The following is a 13,818-nucleotide window of genomic DNA, read 5'->3' as shown; positions in this document are numbered from 1 at the left end:
CTAAAAGCGATTCGCCTGAATGTAGTCGGTGCCGCCCGAAAGGTATTCGACGAGATTGGTCACGGCGCGCAGCGCCTGGCGTTCCACGCTTTCGAACGTCCGGCTGCCGATGTGCGGCGTAACGAAGATCGAGTGGATACTTTGGAAGGGATGGCCCGGCGGCATCGGCTCTTCGTCGACAACATCCGTGCCGTAGCCGCCGAGTTGCCCGCTGCGGCAGGCTTCGGCGACGTCGGCTTCGATCACGAGGCCGCCCCGAGCGGTATTGATGAGGTAGGCGCCGCGCTTCATCGTCGCCAGCGTGCGCGCGTTGATAAAGCCACGGTTGGTGTCGGAGAGATTCATGTGCAGCGTGACGACGTCTGCAACAGGCAACAGAGCTTCGGCGGTCGCCGCGCGTTCGACCCCGTACTCGGCGGCAAAGTCTTCCGGCCAGTAGGTATCGAAGGCGACGCAGCGCATGCCGAAGGCTCGCGCACGCTTGACGACCTCCTGCCCGATCCGGCCCAACCCAAGCACGCCGAGCGTCTTGCCCATCAGTTCGTGTCCCGTGCGCCGCGTCCACCGGCCGCTCTTCACCGCGCTCGCATGAATCCAGAAATCCTTGGCGAGCGCAATCATGAGTCCGAACGCATGCTCGGCAACCGTGGTGTGATTCACGCCCGGCGTGAACAGCACGGGAATGCGCTTCGCGGTCGCGTGCTGAACGTCGATCGAGTCGAGCCCGATGCCGTACTTCGCAATCACCTTGAGCCGAGGCAAGGCGGCATCGATGACGCGGGCGCTGATGCGATCATCGCCGTTAAGAAACGCATCGAAGCTCTCGTGCTCCTCGATCAATCCGAGCATTTGCTCCTCGCTCAGCGGGCCGCGCGCGCGCACCACCTCGTAACCGCTTTTCGCAAGGAGTTCATGGTGAGCACCCGGGGTATCCTGGAAGCTCGTGGTCGTTAGGAGAATCTTCATGGCATGTACACGAATCGGAGGAATCGGCTAGCGCCCTGGGTTTGGACACCAACGAGGGCAAAGAGGACGGCTTACGCGGCAGGCTTATCTCCCTCTGTACCCGTTAGCTCAGTACATGGCACAGGGGCCGCCCGCGTGGCCGTTGCCGACCACGCGGGCGCGACAGGGACTAGACGTTGTACGTCCCCGCCGCAGTGGTACCGCCCTTGCCCGTCCAGTTGGTGTGGAAGAACTCGCCACGCGGCTTGTCGGTGCGTTCGTAGGTGTGCGCACCGAAGTAATCGCGCTGCGCCTGCAGCAGGTTGGCCGGCAACACGGCGTTGCGGTACTGATCGTAAAACGCGAGCGCGGTGCTGAACGCAGGAGCCGGGATGCCCCGCCGGGCGGCCGTGGCGACGACGTTACGCCAGCCCTTCTGCGCCTTTTTGATCTCGCCACGGAAATAGTCGTCGAGCATCAGGTTCATGAGCTTCGGGTTCTTGTCGTAGGCTTCCTTGATCTTGCCGAGGAAGCGCGAGCGGATGATGCAACCGCCGCGCCACATCAGCGCGATGCCGCCGTAGTTGAGCGACCACTTGTACTCCTTGGCGGCCGCGCCCATGAGCATGTAGCCCTGAGCATAGCTGACGATCTTGGACGCATAGAGTGCGCTCTTGATATCGTCGATGAACGCTTGCTTGCGTTTGGCATCGGCGGCGATCCCGGTCAGCTTGGGCGTCGGTCCCTTGAGCTTGCGCGAGGCCTTGACGCGTTCGTCCTTGAGCGCCGACACGCAGCGCGAATACACCGCTTCCGCCATCAGCGTGATCGGGATGCCGAGATCCTGCGAGTTGATCACGGTCCACTTGCCCGTGCCCTTCTGCCCCGCCGTATCGAGAATCTTGTCTACGAGCGGCGAGCCGTCATCGTCTTTCTTGGCCAGGATGTCGCGCGAAATCTCGATCAGGTAGCTGTCGAGTTCGCCCTTGTTCCACTCGGCGAACACTTCGTGCATTTCCTGCGCGCTCATGCCGAGGCCGTTCTTCATGATGTTGTACGCCTCGCAGATGAGCTGCATGTCGCCGTACTCGATGCCGTTGTGCACCATCTTCACGTAGTGGCCGGCGCCCATTTCGCCGACCCACTCGCAGCACGGCACGCCGCCTTCGACCTTCGCCGAAACCGCCTGCAGGATGTCCTTCACGTGCGGCCATGCGGCGGGCGATCCACCGGGCATAATGCTCGGGCCGTGCCGCGCGCCTTCTTCGCCACCCGAGACCCCGGTGCCGATGTAAAGCAGGCCCTTGCTTTCGACGTACTTCTGGCGGCGGTTGGTGTCTTCGAACAGCGAGTTGCCGCCGTCGATGATGATGTCGCCCGGTTCGAGGTGCGGGATCAACTGCTCGATGAACTCGTCGACGGGTTTGCCGGCCTTGACCAGCATCATCACCCGGCGCGGGCGCTTGAGTTGCGCCACCATTTCCTCGATCGAACGCGCGCCGAGAACCTTCGTTCCCTTGGCCTCGTTGGCGAGAAACTGGTCGACCTTCTCGGTCGAGCGGTTATAGGCAACGACCGTATACCCATGGTCGTTCATGTTCAAGATCAGGTTCTGCCCCATGACGGCGAGCCCGATCAGGGCGATGTCAGCTTTCGGTTCCATGCACTCGTTCCTTGATGATTGGATGATTTCAGGTCGTTATGCCTAGTATTTTTATGGCTTTCGGCGATTCGCGCGGCGTCAAAAGATGGTACGTCGGTCCCTCTCCACTGTGGCCGTAGACAGCGTTCTACACAAGACAGCGCTATCTCGTCCAGATTTTGTATAACAAAGAGGAAAAACCGCTTATTGCTTGACTAAACGTCCCCGTTTTCTTAATTTCCCGAATGGGCGGGCGTGTTAGCGCTATCTTCACATTCGGAAATCAAAAGTGCAAGCGTTCCGGAGCAGAAACAAAGCGGGCCGTGCGACCGGCCGGATGACGCTGAAGGACGTGGCGGTGCGTGCCGAGGTCAGCCTCATCACGGCCTCTCGCGCCCTGCGCGGCGTCGGTCGCGTCTCGCCCGAGCTCGCCGAGCGGGTCAAGGAAGCGGCAGCGGCGCTCAACTACGTGCCGGACCCTGCCGCACGCGCCCTCGCCTCGTCGCACAGCATGGCCGTGACCGTGCTTGTACCGACCCTGAACAACCCGGCGACGGGCGATCTGCTCGAAGCCGTCCATGCGGTGCTGCAAGACGCCGGCTTCCAGGTCCTGATCGGCGACACGCACTACTCGCGCGAGCAGGAAGAGCGGTTGCTGCGCAATTATCTTTCGCACCGTCCGCGGGGCTTGATCGTTACCGGGTTCGACCGCAGCGAAGAGTCGCGCGGTTTGATCGCCGGCAGCGGCATCCCGTGCGTACACGTGCTCGAGCTCGCCAACACGCCGGGCGTCTATTGCGTCGGCTTCGACCAGGCCAAGGCCGGCGAGACGATGACACGCTACCTGCTCGAAAAGGGCCACCGACGCATCGCCTTCGGCGCCGTCATCGACCCGCGCTCGATGTTGCGCGCCGAGGGTTACCGGCGGGCGGCAAAGGCGGCCGGGACCTACGATCCGGGCCTCGAATTCCTGCGTGCCGGTTACGCGTCGATCCGCATGGGCGCCGAAATCTTCGCCGAGGCCATCGAACGGCGGCCGGACATCGACGCGATGTTCTTCTCCAACGACGACCTCGCGCACGGGGCCTTGTTCACCGCGCTGCGCCGCGGCATCCAGGTCCCCGAGCAGATCGCCATCGCCGGCTTCAACAATCTCGAGGAAGGCGCCTACACGGTGCCACCGCTGACGACGATCCATACATCGCGCGCCGGAATTGGGCGCCGCGCCGCGCAGATGCTGCTGACGCTAATGCGCGGCGAGGAAGTCGCCGAACCCGTGGTCGACGTCGGCTACGAACTCATCGTCCGCGAGAGCGCGTAACCGACGCCCTTCACGTGGCTCACTCGGCGTCGAATCCAGCATCCTCGATCGCCGCGACGAGGTTCGGACGGGCCACGCGTGCCGGATCGAAGTCGACGATCGCCTGTGCCTGCTCGAGCGATACCTCCGCCTTCGTCACGCCGGGAAGCGCCGAAAGCACGCCGGTGATGCTCTTCACGCAGCCGCCGCACGACATGCCGCTAATTTTGATGGTGGTCGATTCCACGATTATTCCTTTCCTGGTTTCCAGTTTTTGAGAAGCAACGAACTACTGACGACCGAGACCGAACTCGCCGCCATCGCCGCCCCGGCAATCACCGGGTTGAGCAGGCCTAACGCAGCGAGCGGGATGCCGAGTACGTTGTAGACGAAGGCGAAGAAAAGGTTCTGCCGTATCTTGCGCAGCGTCGCGCGCGACAGCGAGATTGCGTCGGCCACGCCGTTGAGGTCGTCGCGCATCAGCGTCACGTCGGCCGCCTGCATGGCAACGTCGGAGCCGGCACCCATCGCGAAGCTGACATCGGCGGCCGCCAGGGCCGGCGCGTCATTGATGCCGTCGCCGGCCATGCCGACATGCCGCGCTCGATCATCCTCGGTTTTCAACGCGCTCACGGCGGACGCCTTGTCGCCGGGAAGCACTTCGGCCTCAAAGCGTTGAATGCCAGCCTCACGGGCGATCGCGGCGGCCGTGCCGGCATTGTCGCCGGTCAGCATCACCACCTCGACGCCGAGGCGCCCAAGCCGGGCAACCGCCTCCCGCGACGTGGCGCGCAGCGGGTCGGCAACGCCTAGGATCCCGACCAGGACATCGTCGGCCGTAACCACGACAACGCTGCGGCCTCGCTCCTGCAGTGTTTTCGTCTCCGCAGGAACGGGGACGCCGTCCGCGGCGAACCAGGCCGGTGAGCCGACGCGCACGCGAATGCCGTCGACCGTGCCCGCGACGCCCCGGCCGGCAACCGCCGTGACCGCCTGCGGCATGGCCAATGCGATCCCAGCCTCCTTTGCCCGGCTCACCACAGCGGCTGCCAGCGGATGCGTTGAACCTTGCTCGAGGCTCGCCGCCAAGTTCAGTAAGCGGTCACCCTGCGCTGGCATCGAAGGGATGATGTCGGTCACGACGGGCCGGCCTTCGGTCAACGTACCGGTCTTGTCCACCGCCAGCACCTGCAGTTTCTCCGCCAGCTCCAAGGCCTCGGCGTTGCGGATCAGCACCCCCGCTTTCGCGCCCTGCCCGGTGCCGACCATGATCGCCGTGGGCGTGGCCAGGCCGAGTGCGCAGGGGCAGGCGATGACGAGCACAGCCACCGCGTTGACCAGCGCTTGCGCGAAGTCGCCGCTGAAGATCCACCAGCCGGCGAAGGTAACGAGCGCGATGCTCACCACCACGGGTACGAAGATCGCTGACACTTTGTCTGCCAAGCGCTGCACCGGCGCTTTCGAACCCTGCGCCTCCTCGACGAGGCGGATGATCCCGGCAAGCAGCGTGTGCGCTCCAACGCCGGTGGCGCGACAACGCAGCAGTCCGTCGCCGTTCACCGTCGCGGCGAACACGCGGTCGCCCGGTGCCTTGGCAACCGGCATCGCTTCGCCGGTCAGCATCGCCTCGTTGGCGCTCGAGGTGCCGTCGATCACTTCACCGTCCACCGGCATCGCTTCGCCCGGGCGGACGACGAACACGTCGCCGGGAAGCAGTTGCTCCACGGCCATTTCGAACAGTTTCCCGTCACGCTCGACGTGCGCCGTCTGCGGTTGCAACTTGATCAACGCCTCGATCGCCGCCGACGTGCGCGCCTTGGCACGGGCTTCCAATACCTTGCCGAGCAGGACGAGCGTGATCACCGTCGCCGACGCCTCGAAATAAACGTGCTGGTGGTGCCAGCCGCCGAGGGTCACGGTGGTGCTGTACACCCAGGCCATCGTCGTGCCGAGCGCGACGAGCACGTCCATGTTGCCACCGCCGCTGCGCAGGGCGTTCCAGGCGCCACGGTAGAAACGGGCACCGATCCAGAACTGCACGGGCGTCGCAAGAACTAGTTGCAGCCAGCGCGGAATCGGCTCGGCCATCATCTCGGCCCCCGTGCCGAACATCCACAGCATCTGGGCAAGCAAAGGCAGCGTCAGCGCCGCCGAATACCAGAACAGGCGCAACTCTTTGCGGTAGGCGGCCTCCTTGCGCGCCTTTTCCTCAGCGCGGGTGTCATCGCGGGCGACGGTCGCCGTAAACCCGGTTTTGGAAACGGTGGCCACCAGCGCTTCAACGTTGGCGGCCTGCGGCGAAAAGCGGATATGCGCGCGCTCAGACGCAAAATTGACTGCCGCCTCGACGCCGGGAACACGATTGAGCTGCTTTTCGATGCGCGCCGCACAGGCGGCGCACGTCATCCCGCCGATGGCGAGATCGACCATTTCGACCTTGTCTTGAGGGGCATTCATAGCGCTTTTTTTTTCCTCCTCTGGATTACCGATGCGACACAGTCTAAACTCCGTACTCTAGTACGGAGTCAAGAGGTTGTGATGGAAAAAGAGTCGAGCGGTTTGAGCATAGGCAAACTGGCCAAGGAAGCGGGCGTCGGCGTCGAAACCGTGCGCTACTATCAACGGCGCGGCCTGCTCGACACTCCCTCCGATGCCTCAGGGATGCGTCGTTACGGCGGCAGCCACATCGACCGTCTGCGCTTTATCAAGCGCGCGCAGAACGTCGGTTTCACGCTTGAGGAGATTGCCGAGCTGCTGTCGCTCAACGACAGCCGCGACCATCAGACGGCGCGCGAGCTGGCGAGTGAGAAGATCGCCGACATCGAGGAGCGGATCGTCCGTCTCGGCAAGATGGCCGACGCGCTGCGTCAGCTCGTCCACCGCTGCGAATGCGGCGGCAAGGAGATGCCCTGCCCGATCATCCGCATGACGCTCGAGTAGACCGGATAAAGGGATCAATCGGCCACGCGTTCGCCGTCGACAAACAGGACGACGCGGTTCACGGGCAACGGCGTCCACACCTCGTTGTCGGTGAGCGGCAGAGTCGCCACGAGCGCCACCTGGTCGTTGGGTGTCGTCACCTCGTTGAAATCGATGCTGACGTCTTCGTCCTTGAGATGCGCCATGGCGAACGGCGCCTGGCGGACGATGTAGCTCAACTCCGTCGCCCGATGCACGAACAGGCAATCGCCGTTCGAAAGCAGGAAGTTGAACGGGCCGAAGCCTCGCGTCTTCTCCGCGAACGCTTCGAGCGCGGCGCGCAGCGCCATGCGGTCCGGCGGACCGTCAGGAAACGTGGTGCGCAAGGTTTGCAGGAGATGGCAGAACGCGCGTTCGCTGTCGGTCTGTCCGACGGGAAGGTAGCTGCCGTCGAGCGGGGGAGCGTAATCGACGAGGTTCCCGTTGTGCGCGAATATCCAGTAGCGACCCCAGAGTTCGCGCATGAAGGGGTGCGTATTCTCCAGCCCCGTCGGGCCCTGCGTCGCCTTGCGGATATGGGCGATGACGTTGAGCGAACGGATCGGATACTGGTGCACGAGCTGCGCCACCGGCGATTCGATCGACGGTTGCGGGTCGAGAAACAGACGGACGCCCTTGCCTTCGAAGAACGCAATGCCCCAGCCGTCGCGATGCACGCCGGTGCCTCCGCCGCGCGCGCGGAAGCCCCGGAACGAGAAGCAGATGTCGGTGGGAACGTTGCAGTTCATGCCGAGCAGTTCGCACATAAACGCCTCCTCTTGCCCTCTCGCGTCTCCGGTCAGATGGTGCGCAACGCCTCGGCGAGGTCGTACCGCAGGTCATCCACCGCTTCGACTCCGACAGACAGACGCACCAGCGAGTCGCCGATGCCGATCTGTTGCCTCACCTCGGGCGGCATGCTGGCGTGCGTCATGATCGCTGGGTGCTCGATCAGGCTCTCCACGCCGCCCAGGCTCTCGGCCAGCGTGATGAGTTCGCAGGCCTCAAGAAAACGCGTCGTGCCGGCGAGGTCGGTATCGAGTACGAACGTGATCATGCCGCCGAACGCGCGCATCTGCCGTCTGGCGAGTTCGTGCTGCGGATGCGAAGCCAATCCGGGGTAACGGACACGCCGTACCTTGGCCTGCTCTTCCAACCACCCGGCAAGTTCGAGGGCGTTTTCGCAATGCCGCTGCATGCGTAGATCGAGCGTCTTGATGCCGCGCAGCGCAAGAAAACTGTCGAACGGCCCGGCGACCGAACCGATCGCATTGTGCAGGAAGGCCAAGCGTTCCGTGAGTTCCTTGTTGCGCGGCTCCGCGCTCGCTACGGCGATACCGCCGATGACGTCCGAATGACCGTTCAGGTATTTCGTCGTCGAGTGCACGACGATGTCGAACCCGAGTTCCAGCGGGCGTTGAATCCACGGCGTGGCGAAGGTGTTGTCGATGACCGAAATGAGGCCGCGCGCACGGCAGAACCTGGCGAGGTATTCGAGATCGGCCAGCTTGAGCAAGGGATTAGTCGGCGTTTCGACCACCAGCATGCGCGTCTCCGGCCGGACGGCGACTTCCAGCGCCGCAGGATCGGCGAGATCCACATAACTGAACGCCAATCCGGCGCTGCCGATACGCACCTTGTCCATGAGACGGAAGGTACCGCCGTACAGGTCGTCGCTGGCAATCACATGGCTGCCCGTATCGACGAGTTCGAGTACCGTGGCAAGTGCCGCCATGCCGGAGGCAAAGGCAAAACCCTGTGCGCCGCTTTCCAGATCGGCGACACACCGTTCGAGCGCCCAGCGCGTCGGATTGTGCGAGCGACCATAGTCCAGCCCCTTATGGACGCCGGGGCTGCTGTGTATGTACGTCGTGTTGGCGAAAATCGGCGTGACGACTGCGCCGGTGGCCGGTTCTGGGGACTGGCCAGCATGGATGACGCGCGTGGCGAACTGCGGGCGTGGCGATTTGGGAGGCGATTCGGACATACAGGGTTCCATCGAGAAGCCGCTCCGACATCGAACGGCCGACATAAAAGAGAGCAGCAGGATCATAGCAAAGCCGTCTGCACCTGAAACCGGTCCTTCGCGGAAAGTCGGCAACCGTCGAGGCGCGTCGCTTCGCAGACGCGAAAGCCCTCCCGGGAAGCCGATGCCTCTGTCCAGGGTAACGCCTTCCTACCTGCCGTGGGGCAGACGCAACTAGATCGCGATCTGACGTTCTCACAAAGGCTAATCAGCTTGGAACGATAACCAGAAATATTTCTAGCCAATTTTCCAAGCAAACCTTGCCCCGGGAAACAACAGAATCGTGAATTGCATATATCAACTGCCCACACGCCTGGGTAGCGAGGAGTTCTGCATTTTGATGCCGATGACCGACGAGGCATGGGCGGCGAATTTCGACAAACGATTACGTGTCGCCGTGGCCGCGAGCGCGCAAGGCCGACTCGACCGCGCGCCCGGCTTCAGTACCGGTCTTGTTTGCCTCAGGGACGACGACACGCTGGATACCCTGACCCGCCGCGCGGATGCCTCCACATCGGACAACTCGCTATCCGATCGTCAGAGAAGTCCGTTTCCATAGTGGGAACGGTGATATCCATATAGAAAATAAGTCGTTAGCTTGCCGGGACTCTGCGCGTAAATTTCTTGTCTATGTCGGTACAGGGCTCAAGCGAACCCACTCGAATCCGACCCACCGATTACATCGACAGGAGAATAACGATGGCCATCGCCAACAGTGTCACCGACCTCATCGGCAATACGCCCCTCGTGCGCATCAACCGGATTGCCGAAGGCGCCGTCGCCACCATCGCCGCCAAGCTGGAGTTCTTCAACCCGGCGCACAGCGTCAAGGACCGTATCGGTGAAGCGATGATCCGGGCGGCGGAAGAAGCCGGCCAGATCAAACCGGACACCATCCTCGTCGAACCCACCAGCGGCAACACCGGCATCGCTCTGGCGATGGTCGCCGCCGCGCGCGGCTACAAGCTCGTGCTGACCATGCCAGAGACGATGAGCAAGGAGCGCCGCGCGCTGCTGCGTGGATTCGGCGCCGAACTCATTCTCACCCCGGGACCGGAAGGCATGGGCGGCGCAATCAAGAAGGCCGAGGAACTGGCGGCGTCCGATCCGCGTTATTTGCTGCTGCAGCAGTTCAAGAACCCGGCTAATCCAGAGATCCACCGCAAGACGACGGCCGAGGAAATCTGGCGCGACACCGACGGCAAAGTCGACATCCTGATCTCGGGAATTGGCACTGGCGGCACGATCACCGGGGTCGGCGAAGTAATCAAGGCACGCAAGCCGTCTTTCCGCGCCATCGCCGTCGAGCCGGACGCGTCGCCGGTGCTATCGGGCGGACAGAAAGGCCCGCATCCGATCCAGGGCATCGGTGCCGGCTTCGTTCCCGACGTGCTGAATACGGCCGTGTACGATGAGGTGGTGCGCGTGAAAGCGGATGATGCTTTCGCGACGGCGCGTCGGGCGGCACGCGAGGAAGGCTTGTTGGTCGGCATATCGTCCGGCGCGGCGCTGTGGGCGGCCGCAGAGGTGGCGCGCCGTCCGGAAAACGCCGGCAAGTTGATCGTAGTCATCATCCCGTCGTTTGGCGAACGCTATCTATCCACGCCGTTGTTTGCCGGCCTCGTCGACTGAGCGCCAGAACGCCCGCCCCCGGGAGCCGACTCCCGGGGCACGGCGTATCCTGATATCTTCTCCGTTTCTCCCGACGTCGAGACGAAATGGAGCAACGTTTTCCCCAACTCGCCCACTGGGGCGCCTATACCGCCGTCGTCGAAGACGGAAGACTCGTCCGTTGTGAACCCTTCGCCGCCGATCCGGACCCATCGCCGATGCTCGATTCGATCGCGCCGATGGTTTATTCGGACAAGCGGATCCGCAAACCCGCCGTACGGCGTTCCTGGCTAAATGCCCGCGAATCGTCGGAACGTGCCCTGCGCGGTCGGGACAGTTTCGTCGAAGTCGGCTGGGACGAGGCGCTTGATCTCGTTGCCGGCGAAGTCCGCCGGGTACGGGCGGAGTACGGCGCTTCCGGATTGTTCGCCGGATCGTACGGCTGGTCGTCCGCCGGCCGCCTGCATCATGCTCGCTCGCTGGTGCGGCGCTTCTATTTTTCCGGGGGCGGCGCCGTAGACCAGGTCGGAAACTACAGTTGGGGCGCGGCGCAATTCCTGTTGCCCTACGTCGTCGGTTCGCATGAAACGCTCACCGGCCGCGTCACCGCATGGCCGAGCATAATCGCCGACACCCAGTTGTTCGTGGCCTTCGGCGGCCTGGCCCTACGCAATGCGCAGGTCTCTTCCGGAGGCGCGGCCGAACACGCGCTGCGCCCTTGGCTCGAGAAGCTCGCGGCCGGGCCGGCAAAAGTCATAAACATCAGCCCGACGCGCGACGATTGCCCGGCTTTCGTCAACGCCGAGTGGATTCCGATCCGGCCCAATACCGACGTCGCGCTGATGCTTGCCTTGGCGCATGAATTCCGCCGCGTCGGTCTCGTCGACAACGACTTTCTTGCCACGCGGTGCGTCGGTTATCCGCAACTTGAAGCCTACGTGCTTGGGCAAACCGACGGCCAGCCAAAGACACCCGAGTGGGCCAGCGCCATCACCGGCGTCCCGGCCGAAAGGATCCGGCACCTCGCGCACGAGTTTGCCGGCGTGCGCAGCTTTCTGACGTGCGCCTACTCGGTGCAACGCGCGCATCGTGGCGAGCAACCTTATTGGATGGCGATCGCCTTGGCCGCCATGCTCGGTCAGATCGGGCTTCCAGGTGGCGGCTTCGGCTTCGGTCACGGATCGATGAATGGAGTCGGCAATCCTCGCATCGCGACGCCCGGACCCGAACTGCCCACCGGAAAAAACCCGGCCGGGCTCTTCATCCCAGTCGCACGGCTGGCCGACATGCTGCTCAAACCCGGTGAGCCGTACCGCTTCCGCGGCGAGACGCGGCATTATCCCGACATACGGCTGGTTCATTGGGCCGGCGGCAACCCGTTTCACCATCACCAGCAGCTCAACCGCCTGCGGCAAGGTTGGGAAAAGCCCGAAACGATCATCGTTCAGGACATCTGGTGGACGGCCACCGCGAAGCACGCCGATATCGTTCTGCCCGTGACGACGTCGCTCGAACGCGACGACATCGGCGGATCATCACGCGATCCGTACGTGCTCGCCATGCACCAGGCAATTTGTCCGCAACATCACGCACGGCATGACCTCGACATTTTTTCGGAACTTTCCTCCCGGCTCGGATTTACGGCGGACTTCACCGAAGGCCGCGACGAGCGCGCCTGGATTCGACACATCTTCGACCGCTGCGGCGAAGCGCAGCGCGCCGCCGGTGCCACCTGGCCGGCGTTCGAGGATTTCTGGCAAGCCGGTTACGTGCGATTGCCAGCACCGACCAGGGACTTCGTCTATCTGGAGGATTTTCGGGCCGCTCCCGAAGCGCACCCGCTCGCCACGCGGAGCGGCAAGATCGAGCTGTTCAGCGAGACGCTGGCGACCTACGACGATCCGGCCTTCGCGCCCCACCCCGAGTGGCGGCCGCCCGTTGAATGGCTCGGTGCACCGCAGGCCGACGAATACCCGCTGCATCTGATTTCCATCCAGCCAGCCGATCGCCTGCACAGTCAGCTCGATCCGTCGCCCCAGGTTCAGGAGAACAAGACCGCCGGGGTGGAGACCTTGTACATGCATCCCGACGACGCCGCGCGGCGTGGCATCCTGGCCGGTGCGAGAGTTCGGGTCTTCAACACGCGCGGAGAGACCCGCGGCGGTGCGTTCCTCACCGACGGCGTGATGCCGGGGGTGGTAGTCATGTCGACCGGAGCCTGGTTCGACCCGGAAGACGGCGACGAAAGCCAGGTCGAACGTGCCGGAAACCCGAATGTCCTCACGCTCGACATCGGCAGTTCGCCGCTGACCCAAGGAGCAAATGCAATGAGCTGCCTGGTGGAAGTCGCCCCGTTTTAGGGTGGACGCACCACCCGCTCAATGCTTGGTCGGCACAGGTATTTGCAAATTTCGTTCCCGGCGTGATTTTTTACACGGCGGCACCCAAACGGCTCGCGTAAATTTAGTTCTACGCCAATCGTTCCGGGTAAAGCCATGACTTCATCACGTACTCTGCTCGCCACCGCGTTGCTCGCCGCCTTTTCCGGTACAGCCGCCGCCTCCATCGTGGTCGATGGCAATCTTTCCGACTGGGGTATCAACAAGAACACCTGGGCCCCTGCTTCGGGAATCCATTACTCGGTTGAAGACTCGACGGGGACCGGCGCTTACTGGCTGAATCCGGGCTGGGGCGGCCAAGCGTACGACGCCGAAGCCATGTACGCGACCATTACCGACGGCAAGTTGTTTATCGCCCTGGCCACTGGGCACGACCCGCGCACGCTGAACAAACCAAGCGCAAGCAGTTTCGGAGCGGGCGATTTTGCGATCGACTTCGGCAAAAACGGAACGTATGAGCTGGGCATCAACATGCTTTACGCCACGGCTCTCTCGAAGGGTAAGTACACCTACGAGACCTTCGGCATCTTGGGCGGCGTTTATGCAAACCCCACGTGGTCCTACGGGCTATGGGCCCCTGACGGGTCGCAGACCAGTACGCGCCCCGACAAGCTGCATCCGACGTCTCTCCTTAACGGCACGCAAATCGGTCGCGCCGATCTTGTCTATACGACGAACGGGGTCGGCGGTTATGGGCAGAAGGAAGGCGACCTGCACTATTTCTATGAGATGAGCGTTGACCTTGGACTGCTGTACCAAGCGGGCTGGGACGGTTCGGCGTTCAATATTCACTGGACGCAGAATTGCGCCAACGACAGTATCATCACCGACCCGGGATTCCCGTCTACGGTACCCGAACCAACGTCGCTCGCGCTGGTCGGGGCGGGACTCTTCGGCCTGCTCGGCATCGGTCGTCGTCGGCGAGCGCCGCGCTGAC

General features: G+C 63.3%; 12 protein-coding genes. 6 read left to right on the top strand and 6 right to left on the bottom strand.

The annotated features are described in order from the left end of the window. On the bottom strand, nucleotides 1–966 hold the full coding sequence (locus tag NZ453_RS04895) for a phosphoglycerate dehydrogenase (RefSeq protein ID WP_263769272.1): 966 nt from the start codon (nucleotides 964–966) through the stop codon (nucleotides 1–3). A 169-nt stretch (nucleotides 967–1,135) separates the two neighbouring features. After that, a complete protein-coding gene (gene gnd, locus NZ453_RS04890; protein WP_263769271.1) occupies nucleotides 1,136–2,608 on the bottom strand; it encodes a decarboxylating NADP(+)-dependent phosphogluconate dehydrogenase in 1,473 nt (490 codons plus the stop codon). Between the two features lie 268 nt (nucleotides 2,609–2,876). Between gnd and gntR the strand changes: the two genes are divergently transcribed. Next, nucleotides 2,877–3,908, top strand: a complete 1,032-nt coding sequence (gene gntR / locus NZ453_RS04885) for an HTH-type transcriptional regulator GntR (RefSeq protein WP_476746623.1) — start codon at nucleotides 2,877–2,879, stop codon at nucleotides 3,906–3,908. Nucleotides 3,909–3,927: 19 nt separating this feature from the next. Here gntR and NZ453_RS04880 read toward each other — a convergent pair whose 3' ends face one another. Together NZ453_RS04880 and NZ453_RS04875 are read right to left on the bottom strand one after the other, a co-directional pair. Next, nucleotides 3,928–4,134 carry a heavy-metal-associated domain-containing protein gene (locus NZ453_RS04880; protein ID WP_263769269.1) on the bottom strand — a complete coding sequence of 69 codons (207 nt, stop codon included), beginning with the start codon at nucleotides 4,132–4,134 and terminating at the stop codon, nucleotides 3,928–3,930. 2 nt (nucleotides 4,135–4,136) lie between these two features. Beyond that, on the bottom strand, nucleotides 4,137–6,344 hold the full coding sequence (locus tag NZ453_RS04875; RefSeq protein WP_263769268.1) for a heavy metal translocating P-type ATPase: 2,208 nt from the start codon (nucleotides 6,342–6,344) through the stop codon (nucleotides 4,137–4,139). An 81-nt stretch (nucleotides 6,345–6,425) separates the two neighbouring features. Here NZ453_RS04875 and NZ453_RS04870 point away from each other — a divergent pair, with 81 nt between their 5' ends. Beyond that, nucleotides 6,426–6,827 carry a MerR family transcriptional regulator gene (locus tag NZ453_RS04870; RefSeq protein ID WP_263769267.1) on the top strand — a complete coding sequence of 134 codons (402 nt, stop codon included), beginning with the start codon at nucleotides 6,426–6,428 and terminating at the stop codon, nucleotides 6,825–6,827. Nucleotides 6,828–6,841: 14 nt separating this feature from the next. Here NZ453_RS04870 and NZ453_RS04865 read toward each other — a convergent pair whose 3' ends face one another. Together NZ453_RS04865 and NZ453_RS04860 are read right to left on the bottom strand one after the other, a co-directional pair. After that, complete coding sequence (locus NZ453_RS04865) at nucleotides 6,842–7,612, bottom strand: class II glutamine amidotransferase (protein ID WP_263769266.1); 771 nt, start codon at nucleotides 7,610–7,612, stop codon at nucleotides 6,842–6,844. 32 nt (nucleotides 7,613–7,644) lie between these two features. Then, nucleotides 7,645–8,832 carry a trans-sulfuration enzyme family protein gene (locus NZ453_RS04860; protein WP_263769265.1) on the bottom strand — a complete coding sequence of 396 codons (1,188 nt, stop codon included), beginning with the start codon at nucleotides 8,830–8,832 and terminating at the stop codon, nucleotides 7,645–7,647. A 322-nt stretch (nucleotides 8,833–9,154) separates the two neighbouring features. On the opposite strand from NZ453_RS04860, the gene NZ453_RS04855 reads away from it, so the two are divergent. From NZ453_RS04855 to NZ453_RS04840, 4 genes are all read left to right on the top strand, one after another. Next, a complete protein-coding gene (locus tag NZ453_RS04855; protein ID WP_263769264.1) occupies nucleotides 9,155–9,430 on the top strand; it encodes a diguanylate cyclase domain-containing protein in 276 nt (91 codons plus the stop codon). A gap of 140 nt (nucleotides 9,431–9,570) precedes the next feature. After that, a complete protein-coding gene (gene cysK / locus NZ453_RS04850) occupies nucleotides 9,571–10,503 on the top strand; it encodes a cysteine synthase A (RefSeq protein ID WP_263769263.1) in 933 nt (310 codons plus the stop codon). 86 nt (nucleotides 10,504–10,589) lie between these two features. Continuing rightward, the gene (locus NZ453_RS04845; RefSeq protein WP_263769262.1) at nucleotides 10,590–12,842 is read left to right on the top strand and encodes a molybdopterin-dependent oxidoreductase; all 2,253 of its coding nucleotides are present in this window, start codon (nucleotides 10,590–10,592) and stop codon (nucleotides 12,840–12,842) included. Between the two features lie 135 nt (nucleotides 12,843–12,977). Continuing rightward, on the top strand, nucleotides 12,978–13,817 hold the full coding sequence (locus tag NZ453_RS04840; protein WP_263769261.1) for a PEP-CTERM sorting domain-containing protein: 840 nt from the start codon (nucleotides 12,978–12,980) through the stop codon (nucleotides 13,815–13,817). The last annotated feature ends 1 nt before the right edge of the window (nucleotide 13,818 follow it).

Origin of the sequence: Propionivibrio soli (assembly GCF_025770765.1) — a bacterium.
Taxonomy (GTDB): domain Bacteria; phylum Pseudomonadota; class Gammaproteobacteria; order Burkholderiales; family Rhodocyclaceae; genus Propionivibrio; species Propionivibrio soli.
The sequence above is the reverse complement of the archived record's forward strand: the minus strand, read 5'-3'. Positions and strand labels throughout refer to the sequence as shown.